At 64.3% G+C, this 20,673-nt stretch carries 19 protein-coding genes and 1 pseudogene; 10 read left to right on the forward strand and 10 right to left on the reverse strand.

Annotated elements, in window-relative coordinates; all coding sequences use genetic code 11:
* Window positions 1–3 precede the first annotated feature (3 nt).
* From FGL95_RS11620 to FGL95_RS11635, 4 genes are read left to right on the forward strand one after another with little or no spacing between them, the layout of a single operon-like run.
* Window positions 4–903, forward strand: coding sequence for an alpha/beta fold hydrolase (locus FGL95_RS11620; protein ID WP_169586753.1), 900 nt, complete (start codon window positions 4–6; stop codon window positions 901–903).
* Complete coding sequence (locus FGL95_RS11625; protein ID WP_169586755.1) at window positions 900–2,465, forward strand: FAD-dependent oxidoreductase; 1,566 nt, start codon at window positions 900–902, stop codon at window positions 2,463–2,465. The genes FGL95_RS11620 and FGL95_RS11625 overlap by 4 nt, the downstream gene beginning before the upstream one ends.
* Window positions 2,462–3,793 carry an amidohydrolase family protein gene (locus FGL95_RS11630; RefSeq protein WP_206071734.1) on the forward strand — a complete coding sequence of 444 codons (1,332 nt, stop codon included), beginning with the start codon at window positions 2,462–2,464 and terminating at the stop codon, window positions 3,791–3,793. Before FGL95_RS11625 ends, FGL95_RS11630 begins: the two co-directional genes overlap by 4 nt.
* The gene (locus tag FGL95_RS11635) at window positions 3,790–5,016 is read left to right on the forward strand and encodes an MFS transporter (protein ID WP_169586757.1); all 1,227 of its coding nucleotides are present in this window, start codon (window positions 3,790–3,792) and stop codon (window positions 5,014–5,016) included. The genes FGL95_RS11630 and FGL95_RS11635 overlap by 4 nt, the downstream gene beginning before the upstream one ends.
* Window positions 5,017–5,034: 18 nt before the next feature.
* On the opposite strand, the pseudogene FGL95_RS32320 reads toward FGL95_RS11635, so the two are convergent.
* From FGL95_RS32320 to FGL95_RS11660, 5 genes and pseudogenes are all read right to left on the reverse strand, one after another.
* Window positions 5,035–5,226, reverse strand: a pseudogene (locus FGL95_RS32320) (hypothetical protein); the annotation flags it as partial.
* 26 nt (window positions 5,227–5,252) lie between these two features.
* Window positions 5,253–5,681 (reverse strand): type II toxin-antitoxin system Rv0910 family toxin, encoded by a 429-nt coding sequence (locus FGL95_RS11645; protein WP_169586761.1) that lies wholly within the window; start codon window positions 5,679–5,681, stop codon window positions 5,253–5,255.
* 603 nt (window positions 5,682–6,284) lie between these two features.
* Window positions 6,285–6,692 (reverse strand): DUF3054 family protein, encoded by a 408-nt coding sequence (locus tag FGL95_RS11650; RefSeq protein WP_169586763.1) that lies wholly within the window; start codon window positions 6,690–6,692, stop codon window positions 6,285–6,287.
* Window positions 6,693–6,758: 66 nt separating this feature from the next.
* Window positions 6,759–7,310 carry a YceI family protein gene (locus tag FGL95_RS11655; protein ID WP_169586765.1) on the reverse strand — a complete coding sequence of 184 codons (552 nt, stop codon included), beginning with the start codon at window positions 7,308–7,310 and terminating at the stop codon, window positions 6,759–6,761.
* Between the two features lie 67 nt (window positions 7,311–7,377).
* Window positions 7,378–7,944, reverse strand: a complete 567-nt coding sequence (locus tag FGL95_RS11660; RefSeq protein WP_169587076.1) for a TetR/AcrR family transcriptional regulator — start codon at window positions 7,942–7,944, stop codon at window positions 7,378–7,380.
* Window positions 7,945–8,070: 126 nt separating this feature from the next.
* On the opposite strand from FGL95_RS11660, the gene FGL95_RS11665 reads away from it, so the two are divergent.
* Window positions 8,071–8,370 (forward strand): type II toxin-antitoxin system PemK/MazF family toxin, encoded by a 300-nt coding sequence (locus FGL95_RS11665; protein WP_169586767.1) that lies wholly within the window; start codon window positions 8,071–8,073, stop codon window positions 8,368–8,370.
* Here FGL95_RS11665 and FGL95_RS11670 read toward each other — a convergent pair whose 3' ends face one another.
* Both FGL95_RS11670 and FGL95_RS11675 read right to left on the reverse strand, forming a co-directional pair.
* Window positions 8,371–9,456, reverse strand: coding sequence for a lysylphosphatidylglycerol synthase transmembrane domain-containing protein (locus tag FGL95_RS11670; protein ID WP_169586769.1), 1,086 nt, complete (start codon window positions 9,454–9,456; stop codon window positions 8,371–8,373).
* Window positions 9,457–9,480: 24 nt separating this feature from the next.
* Window positions 9,481–10,965, reverse strand: a complete 1,485-nt coding sequence (locus FGL95_RS11675) for an adenylate/guanylate cyclase domain-containing protein (protein ID WP_240962963.1) — start codon at window positions 10,963–10,965, stop codon at window positions 9,481–9,483.
* Window positions 10,966–11,065: 100 nt separating this feature from the next.
* Here FGL95_RS11675 and FGL95_RS11680 point away from each other — a divergent pair, with 100 nt between their 5' ends.
* The 5 genes from FGL95_RS11680 (at window position 11,066) to FGL95_RS11700 (ending at window position 16,657) form a co-directional block, all read left to right on the forward strand.
* Window positions 11,066–12,238, forward strand: coding sequence for an AI-2E family transporter (locus FGL95_RS11680; RefSeq protein WP_169586771.1), 1,173 nt, complete (start codon window positions 11,066–11,068; stop codon window positions 12,236–12,238).
* Window positions 12,228–13,463, forward strand: a complete 1,236-nt coding sequence (macS, locus tag FGL95_RS11685; protein ID WP_169587080.1) for a MacS family sensor histidine kinase — start codon at window positions 12,228–12,230, stop codon at window positions 13,461–13,463. The genes FGL95_RS11680 and macS overlap by 11 nt, the downstream gene beginning before the upstream one ends.
* Complete coding sequence (locus tag FGL95_RS11690; protein ID WP_169586773.1) at window positions 13,460–14,110, forward strand: response regulator; 651 nt, start codon at window positions 13,460–13,462, stop codon at window positions 14,108–14,110. The genes macS and FGL95_RS11690 overlap by 4 nt, the downstream gene beginning before the upstream one ends.
* 21 nt (window positions 14,111–14,131) lie before the next feature.
* A complete protein-coding gene (locus FGL95_RS11695) occupies window positions 14,132–14,734 on the forward strand; it encodes a DUF1707 SHOCT-like domain-containing protein (protein ID WP_169586775.1) in 603 nt (200 codons plus the stop codon).
* Between the two features lie 69 nt (window positions 14,735–14,803).
* The gene (locus FGL95_RS11700; RefSeq protein WP_169586777.1) at window positions 14,804–16,657 is read left to right on the forward strand and encodes a DUF2339 domain-containing protein; all 1,854 of its coding nucleotides are present in this window, start codon (window positions 14,804–14,806) and stop codon (window positions 16,655–16,657) included.
* Here the strand turns inward: FGL95_RS11700 and FGL95_RS11705 are convergent.
* Genes FGL95_RS11705 through trmB form a run of 3 tightly spaced genes read right to left on the reverse strand, consistent with a single transcriptional unit; the run spans window position 16,623 to window position 20,658 of the window.
* The gene (locus FGL95_RS11705) at window positions 16,623–19,166 is read right to left on the reverse strand and encodes an MMPL family transporter (RefSeq protein WP_169586779.1); all 2,544 of its coding nucleotides are present in this window, start codon (window positions 19,164–19,166) and stop codon (window positions 16,623–16,625) included. The genes FGL95_RS11700 and FGL95_RS11705 overlap by 35 nt on opposite strands.
* Window positions 19,166–19,939, reverse strand: coding sequence for an NYN domain-containing protein (locus FGL95_RS11710; RefSeq protein ID WP_206071735.1), 774 nt, complete (start codon window positions 19,937–19,939; stop codon window positions 19,166–19,168). The genes FGL95_RS11705 and FGL95_RS11710 overlap by 1 nt, the downstream gene beginning before the upstream one ends.
* Window positions 19,936–20,658: a tRNA (guanosine(46)-N7)-methyltransferase TrmB gene (trmB, locus tag FGL95_RS11715; protein ID WP_169586783.1), complete on the reverse strand. Its 723-nt coding sequence runs from the start codon at window positions 20,656–20,658 to the stop codon at window positions 19,936–19,938. The genes FGL95_RS11710 and trmB overlap by 4 nt, the downstream gene beginning before the upstream one ends.
* Window positions 20,659–20,673 lie beyond the last annotated feature (15 nt).

The raw sequence follows: 20,673 nt of genomic DNA on the forward strand, positions 1-20,673 counted from the left end.
ACCATGAAGTACTTCGTCGTACCTGAAGAGTCACGCCACCTCGACGCTGAGCAGCGCAAACACCTCCGCGGAAGCTTCGTCTCGCTGTCCGACGGAGTGACCCACTACGAACTGGCCGGCCCGGTGGACGGCAGCCTCGTTGTCCTCATCCCCGGGTTGACGATCCCGCTGTTCTACTGGGACGAGCTGGCCGCCGCCCTGCACGCGCACGGACTGCGGACGCTGGCCTACAGCGCGTATGGCCGGGGCTATTCCGACCGCCTGCACGGCACCTACGACGAGAACCTCTTCGTGCGGCAGCTCGCCGAACTCGTCGACTTCGTGGCGCCGGGGGCGCGGTGTCACGTTGTGGGCACGTCCATGGGCGCCCTCGTTGCGATGGGATACGCCACGCGTCACTCCGAACGTGTGTCGACGTTGACCCTGGCCGGACCGGCTGGACTCGCTCCTCGCGCTGTGACGGCTCCGGATCGTGTGCTCCGAAACGATCTTCTCGCCGGGTTGGTGGCCCGCAGATTCGGCCGGCGAATCCTGGAAGGCCACCTCGGACACAACGTCCGCGACCGGGATCTTGCCGCGAAGTTGACCGAGATGATCCTCGACGCCTACCAATACCAGGGTTCCATCCACGCGTTCTTTGACACTCTTCAGCACGTCAAGCTGTCCGGGCGCCGTGCGCTCTTCACACAGGCCGGATCGTTGAATCTCCCAACGATGCTGCTATGGGGGCGGGCCGACGAAGTCACGCCCATCGACCACGCAGGAACCGCGCGCAACCTACTCCGGGCACAGCATTATCACGAGCTCGATTGCGGCCATATGGCGCCGTACGAACTTCCCCACGACGTCGCCGCACTCGTCGTTGCGTTTCTCCAGACTTCTTCAGATCGGGTCGAATCATGAACTTACACAACACTATCGACGTTCTAGTCGTCGGTGCTGGACCAGCGGGCACCGCGTTGGCGATCGACTTGGCCCGCCGCGGCCTCGATTTCCGCATCATCGACAAGGCGGCGCACTCCTTCTCAGGCTCCCGTGCCAAGGGAATCCAGCCGCGCACCCTCGAGGTACTCCATGACCTCGACGTGTTACCCGACATAATGGCCGCCGGCAACCCGTACCCGTTGCTGGGCATCCACGCCGGTCCGCTCACCGTGCCGTGGCGGATGATGGCAAACGACCAGGCGACGTCCGCAGTCCCCTACCCGAACACGTGGTTGATCCCGCAGTACGCCACTGACGCGGCGCTGCACGCCCAGCTGAACCGGTTGGGTCATGAGGTCGAATTCGGGACCGAACTCACCGATTTCACCCAGGACGGCACCCAGGTGACGGCAACCCTCGAAACGGCCGACGGGAGCGAACAGGTCACCGCTCGGTACCTAGTGGGAGCCGATGGCGGCGGAAGTACGGTGCGACGCCAACTCGGGGTCGGCTTCGAGGGAACGACGGATGAACAAGACCGCATGGTCATCGTGGACGCGTCTGTCAGCGGACTTTCGAGCGATCGGTGGCACGTCTGGCCGGCGCTCGGTGGCAAATTCATGGGGGCGTGTCCGCTCCCCGAAGCTGACCTGTTTCAGTGGATGATCCGGCTCAAGAACGGCGAAGAGCCGCCACTCGACGAGAAGTCGCTCAACGCCCGTATTCACTCACACACCCGCAACTCGCGTATCCGCTTGCACAGCATCCGGTGGACGTCGGTGTTTCGCCCCAACATCCGCCTCGCTGAACACTATCGAGTGGGAAGAGTCTTTCTCGCCGGAGATGCGGCGCACGTCCACACCCCTGCCGGTGCGCAGGGATTGAATACCGGCGTTCAGGACGCGTACAACCTCGGCTGGAAGCTGGCGCAGGTGATCGCCGGTGCCGACGACGCGCTCCTGGACACCTATGAGGCCGAACGGCTTCCGATCGCCGCATCCGTGCTCGGGCTGTCCACCGCCAAGTACCAGGGAATCGCCAAACTCGATCCGTCGAGCATCCGGCGCGGGAGCGACGAAAAACAGCTCGCCATTACCTACTTCGGCGGTCCCCTGGCGAATTCGGGCGGCAGCACCAAGACCCTGCGGGTGGGTGACCGCGCGCCCGATGCCGAACTCATCGGCACAGGTGGCCGCAAGGTTCGGCTGTTCGATCTTTACCGTGGTCCGCAATTCGTTGCGCTGGCCTGCGGTGACAAAGCCGCGCGTGTCCTCGATTGCCTCGAGTGGCCGGACGGCGGTTCGCCGCTGCACAGGACCTACATCGACAGCGTGACCGACCGAAACTTGGTCGATTGGTCGCACGACTTCCGGCAGAGCTACGGGATCACCGAGCCGACGATCGTCATCGTGCGTCCGGACGGATACCTCGGCCACATCGCCACCGGTGACGCACTCAGTGCCGAGTCGATTTCGCGCGCGCTGACGGTGTTCGTTCCCGCGACCGCCTCGACGAGCACAGAAAGTGACGGTGGGCGATGAGTGGCCGATTGCTGCTGCGCGGCGGGATCGTGCTGAGCATGGACCCCACCGTCGGAGATCTCGAGGTCGGCGATGTGCTGATCGAAGATGGCGAGATCATGGCGGTCGGCCGCGACTTGGCCGCCGAGGCGGCGGAACTCGACTGCTCCGGGAAGATCGTCCTTCCCGGGTTCGTCAACTCACATCACCACATGTTCCAGACGGCGTTGCGGTCGTACTGGGCAGACGCTCTGGACCTGGACTACTTCATGCAGTCGCGGTTCGGACCGGACGCGCTCTTTCACCAGTACACACCCGACGACGTTTACTGGGGAGAGCTGGGCGGCGCACTGGAGAACCTGGCGGCGGGGACCACCACGGTGGTCGACACCTCGCAATGCTCGTACACCCCCGAACACACCGATGCGGCACTCGATGGCATTCGCCAGTCCGGCCTCCGCTGTGTGTTCAGCCTCTCGCCATGTTTCGGCGACCACGAACCGGACCCGTCCTACGCCCACCCGCACGACATCCATCGACTTTTGAGCGCGCGCCCAGCTGATGATCTCGTGCACCCGGCGTTGGGCTACCACGTCGACGACGAACTCTTCCGGCTCGCCCGCGATCTTGAACTGCCAGTTTTCGCCCACGTCAACGACGCTGGGTCGGGCCACCACCTCGAGACGATGGACGCCGAGGGCCTGCTCGGGCCCTGGATCACCTACATACACTGCCTCGACCTCGACGACACCACCTGGAAAGTCATCGAGCGCACCGGCGGAAAGGTATCGATCTCAGTGATGGCCGAGCAGACACTCGCGATGGGACGGCCAGCGTTGCAGCCCGCGCTCGATCGCGGCATATCGGTGAGCCTGGGCTCCGATGCGGTGTCCATCGCACCCGTGGATTTCTTCTCGCAGATGCGCGCGACGTACCTGCTGCAGCGAAGCAGCGTTCCCGTGCTCGCGCATCGCGACGACCCGGACACGCCCGCCCCGTTGCACATCCGCGACGTGCTTCGCATGGCGACATTGGGTGGCGCCCAAGCTGCGCAGATCGACCATCTGGTCGGTTCCCTTACGCCCGGCAAACGCGCCGACATCGTTCTGCTCAACACTCGCACGCTCAACGCCGGTCCGGTGCATCACGCGGCCGGCACGGTCGTGCAGATGATGGACACCAGCAACGTCGACACGGTGCTGGTGGACGGCCGGATCGTCAAGCGCGACGGCCGACTGGTGGGCGTGGATACCGGCAACGTGCTGGACCACCTCACCCGGTCCGCGGCCGGTGTCATCTCGCGTGCGGGAGTGCCCAGCATCGTGCTCGGCTCGTGCCGGACGCGATGAGCCCGGTGCGATCGGCGTCCGGATTCGCCGCGGTCGCCTTCGCCTTCGCCGTGGTGATGGCGGGCACGACGATTCCGACGCCCCTGTACGCCTTGTACTCGGCCGAGCTCGGGTTCACGGTGTTCACGTTGACGATCGTCTTCTCCGCCTACGCCATCGGCGTGATCGCCGCTCTCATCGCCTTCGGGAGGTGGTCCGATGTCGTCGGTCGACGGCCGCTGCTGCTCGCGGGCGTGGCGTTGTCCGCGGTCAGTGCGGTCGTGTTCCTGACCGCTGGACCGGTATCGCAGTTGATCGTCGGTCGGGTGTTGTCCGGGCTGTCGGCCGGGATCTACGTCGGCACCGCGACCGCGGCCATCATCGAACTCGCGCCCGAATCCTGGAAGCACCGAGCACCGGCGGTGGCAACGGCTGCCAACATCGGCGGTCTCGGTGTGGGGCCGCTCGTGACGGGATTTCTGGCCGAATATGGCCCGTCACCCCTGCATACCCCGTTCGTTCTGAATCTGGCTGTGCTGATTGTGGCCGGGATCGGGATCTGGTTCATCCCGGAGCCGGTCGCAGTCAGGTCTGGACGTCTGTCGATACAGCCCCTTTCACTCCCGCGTGAAGTACGCGGTGTGTTCACCCGAGCGGCGATCGGAGCCGCCGCCGGATTCGCTGTGATGGGGTCATTCACCTCGGTATCTCCCTCGTTCGTCTCGAAGATCCTCGGGTTCGACAATCACGCATTGGCCGGCTGTGTCGTCGCGACACTTCTCGCGTTTTCGACGATCAGCCAGCTCGCCGCCCGAAGGGTTCCAACGCAGCCCGCAATGATCATCGGGTGCGCACTCCTTGTGCTCGGAACAACCGTGTTGATCGGTGCGTTGACCACACGCTCGCTATCGCTCATGCTCGTCGGGGCAGCCACCGTCGGCGTCGGCCAAGGACTTTCGTTCAGCAAAGGTCTCGCCGCCCTGGTCGAAGTCTGTCCGGCCGATCGTCGCGCGGAAGTTACGTCCGCGTACTTTGTGGTCGCCTTTCTCGCGATCTCGTTTCCGGTTGTGGGGCAAGGCTTTGCGGCCGCCACCTGGGGCCTTTACGCCGGCGGTCTTATACTCGACATCGCCGCAGCTGCCTTGTCGCTGCTCGCGCTCGTTTCCACCGTGATCGCGTCCCGGCGACGACATGAGTCAGAGCCAGGCGGCGCGCACGATCCGCGTGTACCCGCCGCCGATTAGGTTCGTCAGGAGCCACACGATCGCTTGGACGTTCATGCGGCCAACGCCTTTGCTGGAGTTGGCCTTCCCTGCGGATAGTCGCATCCCGGTGATGACCGGTGCGGCGGTGCCGGTGCTGAGCGTGGTCCGTGCGCAAGGTGCGGCCAAGTGTGCGTGCACGGTCCAATCGAGCTGGCAGGCGTTACCGAAACTGAACTCCCGCAACAATGTTCTTTGATGGTCGACGGCGCATCGTGTCAGAGGAGCGCGCCGAGTCGACGGCTCGACTTGTCGAGCGCCCCGGTGAGGGTCTTCCGGAAGATGCCACCCATAGGGCTGTCGATCATGCCACCGTTGATGACGATCTCGATGTCGAGTCGCGTGCGGTCGTCGACGGGAACCAGGTCGAGCCGCAGCGACAACAAGATGCCTGCGCGCGTCTTCCCACTCATGGCGAGACGGTGCAGCGGGCTGAGGTTGTCGACGGTCCACTCGATCGCGATCGGCATGTTCATGACGTTGGCGTTTGCGGTCGCAACAGCTCCCGCAGAGACTGACGCCGGCACGTCGCCCTGCCAGGAACGGTGGATCACGAGCCACTCTCCCCAGCGAGGAAGGTCGCTCACGACCGCCCAGACCTTGTCCGGGGTGGCGTCGAACGTCGCGGTTGTCTTGACCGTGGCCATTTATGGCTCTCCAATCCAAGAGGTTGAGGCACTCGCTTGTCTGAATCCAGGGATAGCCGGAGAAGAATGCGTCCAACAGAGATTATTTACGGATACAGTGTATCCATAACAAACCTTGGTCGACAAGAGGTGATTCGAGCGCCCTCGATCAAGTTCCGATTCCATCGACCAAGCAACGCCAGGAGACACAGACATGCCACATCCCGCAAAGACTGGAAGGTCCGGTCTGACCGATGGGGCGAGCCTCACCCAACGGCCGAACTCGGCGCAGGTAAAGCTCGTGCGAGTCGCACTGGCACCATGGCGCCTGGCGACGTCACCTCGCGTCGCTCGTCGTGAACAGTGTCCGCGACGCGACTGGCCCGGCAGATGGGTTGTTCGGACCGACAGCTACAGATAAACGACGAGGGTGAGAGGTTCCTTGAGGTGCCATGTGACCCGCCAACCCTGATCCAAAACGCCCCTGCTTCGACCCCGAGTAGCAAAGGCGTAAAACTCCACTCCCGCACGCCATTTGGTTAGACGCAAGCGCAATTGCGTCTGCGTCGTACAAAAGGCCGTGCGGCGTCCAAGCGTTGCTGTTTGTACGGACGGCCGGCCGAATCAGTGTTTTTGGTGACCGCGCTCGTAAACGATCACCTTGCCACCGCGCAGGCCGACTTTGGACGAAACGGCCCGCCAGCCAAGAAGAAACACGGCGAGCACTGTCGCGGCAACCAAGATGAAGGTGAAAGCCGTGCCTTGACCGCTGACGACACGCAACACCATGCCGACGATCAGCGTGGACAGCCAGACCGAAATGCCAGTGGGCACAACAAGGTTGGCGACGAATTTGTCCCGATACAAAGCGATGGTCGCGATCCAGCCGATCCCGAGACCACTCAGAAACGGCCACGCGGTGTGGACCAGGCCGGTGAGTGCCCCGGACTCGTCGTGGCTACGACGACCGATCGCGCAGAACACCAGTACTGCAACGACATCGGCAACGAGCGCAAGGATGGACCGCTTCACATCTCGACAATAACGTTGTGAGCCCTTCCGGGGTCACGTCGGACACCGGAAGGGCTCACAAGGGGGTCATGCCTGCAGGCCGACCTCGATCTCGAGGGTGAGGGTGATCTTGTCGCCCACGACCGCACCGCCGTCGGCGAGGGGCATGTCGATGGTGATGCCGAAGTCGCGGCGATTGACGACGGTCTTGGCCTCGAAGCCTGCAACCGGTCCGTGGCCCATTCCCGGGTTGGTGCCGAGGTACTCGACCTCGAGCTCGACCGACTTCGTGACTCCGCGGATGGTGAAATCGCCGACTACGACGAACTGGTCGCCATTGACGCGGAAACCGGTGGACTTGAACGAGGCGGTGGGGAACTGCTCGGCATCGAAGAAGTCAGCCGTCTTGAGGTGGCCGTCGCGCTGCTCGTTGTCGGTGGTCAGCGATGCGACCTGGATTTCGGCGGTGGCCGACGCGGTGCCGTCTTCGGCGACGACGAGGCTGCCCGAGAAATCGGTGAAGCGGCCGCGGACCTTGCTGACCATCAGGTGCCGGACAGAGAAGCCGATCGTCGAGTGCGCGGCGTCGATCGCCCAGGTACCGGCGGCCAGTGAAGGAATGGTTGTAGTCGTGCTCATGAGTTGCTCCTACGAGTAGTAGTTGATGGTTCAACTATCACTCTACTACAACCGGACCGCAGTCCGATTATTCCTTCAACGCTTCCAGTTCGGCAAGAGCTGCCGCGCGGACCATTCGTCCCGCCGCCTCCAGCGGCTCAGTGCTGCGCATCGCGCGTGCGAGAACGAAGGCGCCCTCCAGGCTGTTGATGAAGCCGATGATGAGACGGCGACGGGCATCTTCGTCGAGGCCGGAATCCTTCAACCGCTCGACGCCGCGATCGATCCAGTCGTTGAACGAGTCGGCGGTCGCGATTCTCAGGGTCTCGTCCGTGCTTGCGACTTCGAGCGCGACCGTCGCAATCGGGCAGCCGTCGACGAAATCCGTGGCCACCAGCGATTCGCCTGCAGCCCGGAATGCGACGTCGATCGCCGTCAGTAGGTCGGGGCAGGCGTCGAAGACGGTCATCACGAGGTCGCCGTACATGGCGCCCCACACGCGAACGACCTCTTCGGAGAGTTGGCCTTTGCCGCCTGGAAAGAAGTGATAAATCGAGCCGAACGGCGCATTCGCCGACTGGGCGATCTGTTTGAGTCCGGTGCCGGTCATGCCCTGGCGCCGAAACAATTCGCTGGTCGCCGCGAGGATGCGCATTCGGGTGTCGGGGAGCTTGGCCACATCGAATTGTAGAACGATCTATCAACTCCTGCTCGTGAGTCTTTTAGGAGTCCCTGGACTCCTAAAAGACTCACGAGGGTAGGTGGTGATTACGCTGGTGAAATGAAGCGCGGCGACGTCTGGGTGTACACATCTCCGTCGCGCACTCCGCGTGTGTTGGTGGTGTCGTCGGAGTTCCTCAACGAGGCGCGCCTCCCCGTCGTCGTCGACGTCACGGAGATCGAACCGTCGGTCACGACCTTGGGACTGCTGGGTGTTCGACTGGGCGATGGCGTCGGGTACGCGCGCTGTTCCGGGCTCGGTACCGCCGATCCGGCACGCTTCGGCACGCGGATTGCCGAAGTGCCGGAAGATGTGATGGATCAGGTCGACGCGGCCTTGCGTGTCGCGCTCGACCTGTAGTCAGGCGTCGTTGCGCTCCTGCCGCTCCAACTCGACGTCGAATTCCAGGTCGTCGCCCTGGGTTTTGCGGAAGAGGAAGAGGAAGACGATCCAGCCGACTATGGCGACGAGGATGAAGCTGACCCCGCGGTACACGAAAGCAGCGGCAACGGCCTGTGATGCGGGGAGCCCGGCGGTCGAGGTGAGTGTTGCGATCAAAGTGGCGTCGACGAAAACCAGCCCGCCAGGCGCGAGCGGAATGGTGCCCACCGCTTTGCCGATCGCGAACGTGATCAACAAGCCGGCCAAGCGAGGGTCTGCGCCGACGGCGTAACACGCGAAGGCGAGGCAGGCGACGTCTCCCGCACGATGGTCGAAAGCCCACAGGAAGGTCAGGGCAGCGTCTTTGGCGCTCAGTTGCACCGACTCGACCTGATGGATGATCTTGTTGACGTGCTCCATGCCGGTGTCACGTGGCTGTTTGCGGATACGGTTGTACTTGGCCACCAGCCAGCCCACAACCGACGCGATCGAATCGGGATGTTTCGACGCGTAGCTGCCCGCATAGATCAGCGCAGCGACGCCACCGATCGAAATGATCAGCGTGTACGGGCTGACCGAGCCGCCCGCGAGCAACGCACCGCCGACGCCGAGCAGGGCGAGGCCCGCAGCGGCGATGACGCCGGAGATGGCCAACTGCCACGAGGCGACGATCGGACTCGCGCCCCAGCGGCGCATCTGCCGGTAGGTGAATGCCGTCGAAAACACTTGCCCCGCGGGCAACGTGACCGACATAGCCGTGCTGCCATAGATGACCGACACGGACTTGCTCTGGCTCACCTGCACGCCACCCGCGGCGAGCAGCTGCTTCTGCATGCGGCCGTACCCGCTGAGTGAGACGGCCTGGGCCGCGATACACGCCGCCAACCAGCCCCAATGAATTTCACTGAGCGACTGCCAGGATTCGTGCAACCGTGGCCACAGATAGATACCCTCGGCTGTCAGCAGAGCGAGGAGAGCCACCGCGGCAACCCACCTGACCCACCAGAATCGGCCCCGCCGCCGGGTGGGCTCGCTTACGGGCTGATCAGAACCCGGCTGTGCCACATGCTCAGCCTAACGAACGGTCTATCAATCGACCTCGGCCAGCACCGGCGAGGCGAGTTGTGTTCGGCGCCGCCGACCCCGCAGCTGGACCTCTTCGCCCAGTTCCCAGTGCGCCTGCTCGTCTTCGTCGGCGAAGTAGAGCGCGCTGGAGGACGCCAGGGTCCGACTCGGTTGCAGTTTCGCGAGCTCAGTGAGACGAGACGCTTCGTTGACCGGATCGCCGATCACCGTGTACTCGAACCGGTTTGCGGCGCCGATATTTCCGGCGACCGCGAGGCCTGCTGAGACACCGATGCCGATATCGAGCCCCGCTACTGCAGCGAGTTCGACGCGCATCTCGCGCGCCGCCGCCAGCGCCGCCGTCGGTGCGTCGGGCCGGTCGAGTGGCGCGCCGAAGATCGCCAACGCCGCATCACCCATGAACTTGTTGACGAAGCCGTTGTGTCGGTCCACGACTTCGACCACCACCCGGAAGAACTCGTTGAGCAGGCTGACGACCTCGGTCGGCGGGCGCTCGGCCGCCGCTGCCGTCGAACCGACCATATCGACGAACAGCACTGCGACGAAACGGGTCTCGCCGCCGAGTTCGGTACCGAACTGCAGTGCGCGACGCGCGACGTCCTCGCCGACGTGCTGACCGAACAGTTCTTGCAGCACCCGCCGTTCCGACGACTCTTCCATCATCCGGTTGAAGCCCACTTGGAGGCGGCCGATCTCACTACCGTCGAACACCTCGACCTGCACGTCGTCGGCGCCGTTCTGAACCTGCTCGATGGCGCGGGTGAGTTGCCGGATCGGATCGGAAATGCTGCCGCTGGTGAGCATGGACAGCGCGAACGCCTGCACGATCAGTACGCACGTGATCAACAGGATCGAGATTGCGAGCGAGTTCGCGGGGAACTCGATGTCTGTCGAAATCTGTGTCGCGCAGAGCAACACGATGCCGATCGCGGGCGCCAAAGTGCCAAGGCCCCAGGTCATCGCCATGCGGGTGCCGACGCCGGGGGTGAGGGTGCGGTCGAAACCGCCTTCGCTCAAGGCCTTTGCTGCGACCGGTCGCAGAATGCGTTCGCCCAGCATGTAACTGAAGCCGAACACGATGACTGCGGCCATCGCAACGGTCAAGATCACCGCGGCAGCGAGTTCACGCGCGGACGAGATCGTGAAGATCGCAAACAGCGCGCCGCCGAACAACCACAGCACGAGGTGCACGATCGCCTGGCGGAGCGGCGCGTGCAACGCAGCTTGTTGCTCACGGCGACTCGGCGGACCGCCGCGCAACTGCCAGCGCACGACCGGACCAAGCAACACGGCCGACGCCACCAAACTGAACAGTGCGCCGATGCCGAGCATCGAGGCGAAGATGATCAAGTTCGTGCGACGGTTCGAAATGATCACCGATTGCTGGGGTACGGGCAGTCCGTGGCGAATGAACGCGTAGACCAAGAGCGCCCCGAAGCCGTTGGCCAGCGCCATCGACCCGACGTAGAGCGGCCAGCGGGTGTGCATCGTTTGCTTGACCGCTTCCAGGGGGACCGTCACGAAACTAATTTAGCGTTCCCTGTGTTCGCGGCGCGTGATTGTGGCAGTTCCCGATAGGCTCGACCGAATGAGCGCGAAAGATCCGCGATCTGACGCTGACGCCTATGCCGACTCGGTCCATCCGCTCGTTCGGGTGGGTGCTGAGTGGACGTGGCGGCTTCTCGTGCTGTTCGCCGGGTTGCTCGCGCTCGGCTACCTCGTGCAAAAACTGTCGACGGTGATGATTCCGCTCGCCATCGCTTTGCTCGCCTCGGCAATGCTGTCGCCCATCGTCGACTGGATGCAGCGCCAAGGCGTTCCGCGCTCCGCCGGTGTCATCGTTGCGATCATCGGTTCCATCGGCGCACTCGCCGGGATCATGACCTTCGTGGTCGAGCAGTTCATCGACGGTTTGCCACAGCTCAGCGCACAGATCACGAACAGCATCCACGAGATCGAGGTGTGGCTCACCGACGGTCCGCTGCATCGCAGTCCAGACCAGATCAAGAGTGCCAGTGAGTCGGTCGTCAACGCGATCCAGTCGAATCAAAGCAACCTCACGAGCGGCGCTCTTGCCACCGCGACCGCGATCGGCGAGGTGCTCACCGGTTCGCTGCTCGCGCTGTTCATCCTGATCTTCTTCCTCTACAGCGGCGACCAGATCTGGGAGTTCGTCACCCGGATCGTGCCGACTCATGCGCGACGCCGCGTCAGGCTCGCGGGAAAGCAGGGCTTCGGCTCCCTGGTCGGCTTCGTCCGCGCGACCGTGGCGGTCGCGGCCGTCGACGCGATCGGCATCGGCGCAGGTCTGGCGATTCTTGGTGTGCCGCTGGCTCTTCCACTGGCATCGCTGGTGTTCATCGGTGCCTTCATCCCGATCATCGGTGCATTTCTGACCGGCTTCGTCGCCGTGCTTATTGCCCTGGTGACGAAAGGCCTGATCACGGCGGCGATTACGTTCGGGATCATCGTGGCCGTCATGCAACTCGAGGGCCATGTTCTGCAGCCGTTGCTGCTCGGGCGCGCGGTCCGGATCCATCCGCTCGCCGTAGTGCTGGCGATCACGACGGGAATTGTTCTCGCCGGAATCGTCGGCGGTCTGCTTGCGGTGCCGGTGGTCGCGATGCTCAACACGGCGATCAGGTCGTTGCTCGCCGACGAATCGGACGTTTTGTTCCTGGAGGACTCCGACGATGTTGCGGGCTCGTTGGTGGCTGCCGAGCCAGACGCGCCCGACAGTCCCGAACCCGATGACTCCTGAGCCGGAGCAACACTCCGTAGGACGGTTGCGAGCCGGATGGCGACGGCGGCGCGCAGAACGACCGAATTTACGTGCTCTGACCGGCGTCGAGTCCGATCCCATTGCGCCGTTGTGGCGAGCGAGCCAGGCCTTTCGCTTGGTGACGCTGGCTTACGCCGTCACCTACCAGGTCTCAAGCGTGCCGAACTATTCGAACGCGAAGTTGTCCTGGGCGATCGTCGGGGTGATGGCGATCTGGTCCGGCGTCTCGGCGGTGGCGCTTACCCACGCGACTGTTCCTCGCTGGTGGGTGGTGCTTGCCGATCAGTTCGTCATCGCCGCGATCATGATCGCGACCAGGGCGGTGTCGGAACACGACTGGTACACGGCCAATCAGACGATCGCGACCACGCTCTGGGCAGCGAATGCGGTGCTATCGGCGGCGATCTTGTGCGGTCCGTGGATCGGGGTGCTGTCGGGCCTCGGTATCGCCCTCGTGTCGTTGAGCGTGAAAGAGGCGATCAATTCGGAAGTGTGGCGCGACGCGACGATTCCGATGCTGGTGTCTGCAGGTCTCGCGATCGGGCTGGCGTCGAGCACCGCCACACGCGCGCACGCGCAGCTCGAGCGCGCTGTTCGGCTGGCTGCGGCGACCGAGGAACGCGAACGGTTAGCGAGGGAAGTGCACGACGGGGTGCTGCAGGTGCTCGCGTATGTGCAGCGACGAGGAACCGAAATAGGCGGTCCTGCGGCTGAGCTCGCGCAGAAGGCGGGTGAGCAAGAGGTCGCGCTTCGAGTGTTGATTTCCGAGCAAGGCGCGGGGGCCTCGTCGGATGCCGGCGGCGGTGCCGTCGACCTACGTCCGCTCTTGCGCACCCAGGCCCGGACCTCGGTGTCGATCAGTGCCCCTGGCGACCCGGTCCTGGTGAGCCGGCACATCGGCACCGAACTGGCAGCCGCCGTCGCGACCGCGCTGTCCAACGTCGAACTCCATGCCGGACCGCGTGCGAAGGCCTTTGTTCTTGTCGAGGACGTCGGCGACGACGTGATCGTGAGTGTGCGCGACGACGGCTCGGGCATTGCGCCCGGACGCCTCGACGAAGCCGAAGCAGAAGGACGCCTGGGGGTGTCACGCTCGATCCGCGGCCGGATCGAGGGCCTCGGCGGAACGGCCGATCTTTTCACCGAACCTGGTGGCGGGACAGAATGGGAGTTCCGCGTTCCGAGGGGTAGGGAGTCACGATGACCGGCGTATCGGTGATGGTCGTCGACGACCATCCGATGTGGCGCGACGGCGTGTCACGCGACCTCGAAGCCGCGGGTTTCGACGTCGTTGCCACCGCGGACGGCGTGGGTTCGGCGACCCGGCGTGCCGCTGCCGTTCAGCCTGCCGTCGTCTTGATGGACATGCAACTGGCTGATGGTGACGGTGCCGAAGCGACGGCGAAGGTGCTCGAAGTATCGCCGGCGAGCAGGGTTCTGGTGCTGTCCGCGTCCGCCGAGCGCGACGATGTGCTCGAGGCGATCAAGGCGGGAGCTTCCGGCTACCTCGTCAAGAGCGCGTCGGCAGCCGAATTGATCGACGCGGTTCGTGCGACAGCAGCGGGGCAACCGGTGTTCACCCCCGGCCTGGCCGGCCTGGTTCTCGGCGAATACCGACGGATGGCGACAGCTCCGACCGACGAACGGTCACCGCAGTTGCCCGCGCTGACCGACCGTGAAACCGAGGTGCTGCGCTTGGTCGCAAAAGGGCTGAGTGCCAAGCAGATTGCGACGCGGCTCTCGCTCAGTCATCGGACCGTGGAGAACCACGTGCAAGCGACGTTACGCAAGCTTCAACTGGCGAATCGGGTGGAGCTGACTCGGTATGCAATCGAGCAAGGCCTCGAGTAGCGACTAGCTACTGTGGAAGGTATGGAAGCCAGGGATCTCCGGGTGTCGGATGCCGAACGGGAACACGTCGGCCGGCTGCTCCAGCGCGCGGTCGGCCGGGGGATGCTGTCGTTGGGCGAGTTCACCGAGCGGATGGATACTGCGCTCGCCGCCAAAACTCGTGGCGAGCTGAACGTTGTCCTCGCCGATCTGCCAGGTCTGCGACTGGTCGACGAGTCGACGGGTACGCGAGCCGCTGCGCAGGTCCAACCAGGCGATCCCCACGTTCTTCGCGGGCGATTGTCGAGTCTGGAGCGAAAGGGTCCGTGGCGGGTGCCCGCGGCGCTCGCGACGAAGACTCAAATGGCGAGCGTGACACTCGATTTCACCAAGGCGATCATCGACAGCCAGGTTGTCGAGCTCAGCTTGGACGATTACTGCAGCAGCCACACCCTGATCGTTCCGCCCGATGCGACGGTCGACGTCAACGGTCTCGACCTGATCGGTGGCAGTGTGAAAACCAAGGTCGGGAACGGTCCGCCGCTGGGGCACCCGCACATCGTCGTGACTGGGCGGCTGCGGTTCGGGTCGATCACAATCAAGCGTCCGGGCGGCTGGAAGAAGCTGCTCACTCAGCAGCAGTGACGAAATTCCCTACTCAGGCTGAGTAAGTCTACTCTTCTGGTCGCGCTGGCGACGGCCGAATCTTGAGGTATGACTTCGCCACGCCCGCACATTGTGGACCCGCAGCTGGTGGCCCGGCTGTCCGACGAGTTCACTGCCCTCGGCCGCCAGCTGGGGTCCGTCGGCCAAGACCTCGCCGCCCTGCGAACCCAACTCGACGCCGCGGCGCGGCCCCAGTACGCCCCGCCGCAGTACGTACCGCCACGCCCGCAACAGATGCCGCGCTACACCCCGCCCCAGTACATTCCGCCTCAGCGACCGCCGGCGCCACAACAGACCTGGACCCCGCAGCCACGGGTCGCGCCTCGGACACCGTGGTGGCAACGCGATGGTGTGATCAGTCGCCTGCTCGCCGTTGCGGGTGCGGGCGTCACGCTGATCGGCGTAGTGCTCCTGCTCGTCCTCGCCGCACAGGCGGGGTTCTTCGGTCCGGTTGCCCGGGTCGCGGCAGGCGGTGCGCTGTCGGCTGGTCTCGTTGTCGTCGGCGTATACGTGTTCGGCCGCGCCGGCGGTCGGGTCGGGGGAATCGCGCTGGTAGCCACCGGTATTGCGGGCGCGTACCTGGACGTCGTCGCGATGACGACGGTGTACGAGTGGGTAGCGGCACCGCTCGGCTTGCTCATCGCCCTCGTCGTCTGCGGAGGCGGTATCGCGATCGCGGCGAAGTGGCAAGCGCAAACTCTTGCACTGCTTACTGTTTCGGGAGTGGCGCTGCTCGCTCCCTTCGTCACCGGCGGAATTACGTTGACGCTCATAGGGTTCCTGATCGTCATGCAGATCTCCTGCTATCCAGTGCAATTGCTGCGGCCCTGGCCGTTCCTGCACATCGCACGGACCGTTCCAGTGGTGTTCGCGCTCTTGGTGGCGATCGCCGCGCAGGTCGTGGGCGATTCCGATCGGAACTACTCGTATTGGCTGTTGGCTTCGAGCGTGGTGGTTGCGGCGTTCGGGTTGTCGACGGCGATCAGCGCGGTCTGGCGAACAGCGACCGACTACACGGCGAGTGCGATGTTCGGCGCAGCAGCCGTGCCGCTGCTGCTGATCACCGCTCTGTTCGAGCGCGCTCCGGGTGCCATCATCGAAGGATCGTTCGCAGCAGTGCTTCTCGTGGTCGCCGTGCTGCGAATGTTGCCTGCGCACACAAGGATCGCCGCGGTCGGCGTGAGTGTGCTTGCTTTGCTGCAAGCGTGCGTTCTTGCCACCGAGGTGCAGACGCTGCCGATCGCGCTGCTCGTCGTGGCAATCGGATTCGTCGCAGTCTCCGGCCAGGTCCGGTCCAAGTTCGCCTACTTCTTGGGCTTGGGCTTCGCGGTGGTGGGCGGTCTCGCCTATCTCGGTGTCGCCTCGCCGGAAGCGCTGTCGTCGCCTGCCCGCGCGGTCGACGACCTCGGATCGGCCGTCGTGATCGCCGGCCTGCTCGGCATCGCGACCGTGGTGCTACTTGGTTGGCAGGCGAATCGACTGGCGCTGGTGGCTCGCGGCAGCGTGGAGACCTTCGTCGTTCTCGGCGGGTTGTGCGGTCTGTACGCGATGACCGCTGCGACCGTGGCGGCCGGCGTCGCCATCGGCGGAACGGACGGTTTCACCGCCGGGCATTGCGTCAGCACTATCGCGTGGATGGTCGCGGCGACCGTGCTGCTGCTGCGCGGCTTGAAGGCGCGGACCAACGTCCAGGTCATCCTCGTCGCGGGCTTGTCATTGACCGGCGCAGCGCTGGCCAAGCTGTTCCTGTTCGACCTGGCCACCCTCGACGGACTACTGCGGGTCGCCGCATTCATCGCGGTCGGACTGCTGCTCCTGGTTGCAGGAACGATGTATGCGAAAGCGTTCGCCGAGCGAGAGCAGCAGGCTAGTGCCGGTTCTCTCGCTTCAGCAGGTCGCTGACGCTGACGTGGTCGGCGCCGCGACGATGCTTACCCGAATCGTCCTCGTCGTCCTCGTCCTCGATGTCCGTATCGATCGGCGCGGGCTCCTGCTGGGCCGGCCTGCGGTGCCGCAGGTCGGCCAGCCAGTTCTCGATGTGGCCGGATTCCCGGACGGGCGGAACCTCGACCTTGTTCGTGGCGGGCGGCGGCGGGACGGGCTTCGACGGCGAGACCGCGCGTGGCGCCGTGGCAATCTTCGGAATCGGTTCCGTCATCGGCTCCTGCAACGCGGACGTGATGCGATGCGAATCCGCTCGGCTCGGTGCCGCGGCGACCGTGCCGACCGGACGGACCGCGATATCTGGAACGTCGTGCGGAATGCCCTCGTGCATGAGCGGTTCGCCGAGCCCGAGCTTCTCCTGAATCCGTTTCATCCAGGCAGGCGCCCACCAGCAGTCGTCGCCCAGGAGTTTCATCGTCGCAGGGACCAAGAACATGCGGATCAACGTCGCGTCGATGATGAGCGCGGAGATCATGCCGTAGGCGATGTACTGCATCATCACCAGATCCGAGAAGCCGAATGCGCCGGTGACGACGATCAGGATCAAGGCGGCCGCGGTGATGATCCGGCTGGTGTGAGCGGTTCCGACCCGGACTGCTTCGGTGGTGCTTGCGCCGAGGGCTCGCGCCTCGACCATTCGCGAGAGCAGGAACACCTCGTAGTCGGTCGACAGGCCGTAGATGAGCGCGATGATCAACACGAGAATCGGTGAAACCACAGGCCCAGGAGTGAAGTTCAGTATTCCCGCACCGTGACCGTCCACGAAAATCCACGTCAGAATGCCGAGCGTCGAGCCGAGCCCCAACGCACTCATCAATGCCGCCTTGATCGGCAGCACCAACGATCCGAAGGTCAAGAACATCAGGATGGTTGTCGACAGAACGACGAGGACGATCATCCACGGCATTCGGTTGAGCAACGTATCGAGGCTGTCTGCCTCGAGCACAGGTGTGCCGGTGACGCCGAGATGCACGTTTTCGGGCATTTGTAGATCGCGCAGGTACTCGATGGTCGGTGCAGCTTTGTTCCGGTCCTGCAGACCGGTCGACATGGAGTACAGACCATCCTTGCTGGTCGGGTAGCCGAACGGCTTCACCAGCCCGGGAGCCTTACTCGCTTCGCTGCGGATTGTTTCGATCTGGGTGGAGTTCGCGCCCGTGACCACGAGCTTGATCGGCTCGGTCCGCAGGCCGGGGAACAGGCCGTCGAACTCCTGTTGTGCCAGGCGCGTCGCGTTGTCGGGCGGCAGCGTCTTTTCGCTGATTCCGCCGAACTTCAGCGAGTTGACCGGGATGATCAGCAAGAGCAGCCCGATGACGATCGGCATCGTCACCTTCAACGGGTGCTTCATCACCCACCGGGTGAGGCGGCCCCAGATGCTGTTCTCGACCTCGTCGCCCGACTTGGTCTTGCGGAAGAACTTCAGGCCCAACGCATCCACGCGCGGACCGAGGATGCCCAGCAATGCAGGCAGCACGGTGATGGCCGTGAGTGCGGCGAGGCTGACGGTGGCCATCGCGCCGTAGGCGATCGATTTTAGGAAGGTTTGCGGAAACAGCAGCAGGCCTGCGGTACTGGCGACGATCATCGTGGCCGAGAACACCACGGTGCGGCCGGCCGTCATCACCGAGCGACGGACCGCGTCGGCAGTGGTTTGGCCGTCGCCGAGTTCCTCGCGGAATCGGCTGACGATGAACAGTCCGTAGTCGATCGCAAGACCGAGGCCGATCAGCGACACAACGGGTGAGACGAAGAAACTCACCTCGGTGAAGTTCGTGATGACGCGTACGACACCCCAGGCTCCGACAACGGTCAGGCCGCCGACGATGAGCGGCAATGCCGCTGCGACGATGCCGCCGAAGATGAAGAACAACAGCACCGCAACTGCTGGAATAGCCAGCAGTTCCATCCGGCGAACGTCGTTCTGCATGGTGTCGTTGACACCACCGAACACCGGCTGCAACCCGGCGAGCTGCACGTCGACACCTTCGGGATAGAGGTCGGGGCGGACCTCTTGGAAGTTTTTCGTGACCTCGGTGTCGTTGTCGCCCTTGATGGCGATGCTGGCGACGGCGTGCGTCTTGTCCTTGTCGGCGGCGAGCGGGTTGGTGCCACCCGGACGCCAGTACGTGGTCGCGTAGTTCACCTGCAAGATCTGGTCGGGATGATCTTTCTGCAGGTTGAAGAGATTGTCGGTGACCTTCTTGGTGAAGTCGGGATCGTCGACGGTCTTCCCGGGCGGCGCGGTGTACAGCGCGATGACGTCCGCGTTGTGGTCGCGGCCGAAGGTTGCGTCGAGCAGCTTCGCGGCTGCAACCGAGTCCGAGCCTGGATCCTCCAGGCCGCCCTGGCTGACGTGCTTTTCGAGCCCGATGCCGTATGCGCCGAGCCCGAGCAGGCCGAGAACCATCACGCCCAGCACCGTGAAGCGCAGGCGGTAGACGAGTCGACCCCAGAAAGCGAACACTACGAGACTCCTTGGCGCACGGATTCTCCCTGTCGCGCGAGGTCTGCGGTGCGCGAGCTGAGCAACGCCGACAGCGGCCGGAACGGCTGCAGCCACGCGCCCTCGTCGGGCAACGAATCGAGGCTTACTCGGGGCAGGGGTTCCCGGAAGACGCCGGGGATGTCCTCGAGATCGATGAATTCAAGAGTCTCGGACGCGACCGCCCAGCTCGCGTGCTCACGGAAGCCGAGCACCTGAACCGGTACGCCGCTGGCGGCGACGCGCTCGAGCGGTTCACGGAACGCCTGGCCATCGGCCGAGGCGACCATGATCCCGGCCAGACCGTTGTTACGGGCGCGAAGGTCGATGTGGGCCAGCATGTCGGCGTCGACATCACTGTCCTCGTCGATCTTCGGCTTGGCGAACACGGCGAAGCCGACGTTGCGCAGGGCCTCCACCCACGGGCGCACGACATCGGCGCTACCTGCCGCAATGTTGGTGAAGACCGTGGCCTCGGGCTCGAGCAGATGCCCGCTTCCCACGGACAATTCCGATGTGCGTGCGAGCAGCCAGCGGCCCAGCGCGTCGAAACGGGGGCGGTAGGCAGCCGTCGGACGACCACCGAGGATCGCGCCGAGGCCCATGTCGAGGTTGGGGGCATCCCAGACGAGCAGTACTCGCCGGCTGCCGTTCGGCTTGCCGTTCACGTGTGCGGGATCGACGGATTCGTCGGCAACGCCGAGCACGTCGGCGACGGAGAGCACAGTGTCAGGTACTTCGTCGTGTGTGCTCATGTCCTGATCTTCCCCCAAATCAGCTCGGTCACGGTGGCTCCCGCCCGATGGGCTTTGCTCTCGAACTTGGTCACAGGTCGCTCGTGGGTCATCGGTGAATCCCAGTCGAGGGCAGTGAGCAGCGGCTCTGCATTGCCCACAGTAGCGATGTACTCGGCGTATGAGGCGTGATCGGTAGCGACATGCAACACACCGCCGGGTTGAAGCCGATTCGCAATCAATTCGACGGCGGGGGGCTGCAATAGACGGCGTTTGTGGTGCCGGGCCTTCGGCCACGGGTCTGGGAAGAAGACTCGGACGCCGGTGAGAGTTTCGGGGGCGATCATGTGCTCGAGCACGTCGTACGCGTCGCCGCGCAACAGCCGAATATTGGTGATCGACTCGCGTTCGATCTGTTGGACTAACTGCGCCAAACCGGGTCGATAGACCTCGATCGCGATGAGGTTGTTCTCCGGCTCGGCTTTGGCCATCGCTGCCGTCGCAGTGCCTGTGCCCGAACCGATTTCGACGATCAGCGGCGCATCGCGGCCGAACCATGCAGACGCGTCCAACAGTTCGTCACCGACATCGCGGCCGACGATGGGCCAGGTGTTGTCCCAGCTCGTTTGCTGCGACTCCGTCAACGCGCCGCGGCGGGATCGAAAACTGGTCACGCGAGGGTGCAACCGCGATCCGCGCTGCTCGTCCCTCGCTTCAGTCATCGGACCATTGTCACGCATAAACTGAGGCTGAGA

The sequence above is a fragment of the Antrihabitans stalactiti genome, from assembly GCF_012932915.1.
GTDB classification, from domain to species: Bacteria; Actinomycetota; Actinomycetes; order Mycobacteriales; family Mycobacteriaceae; genus Antrihabitans; species Antrihabitans stalactiti.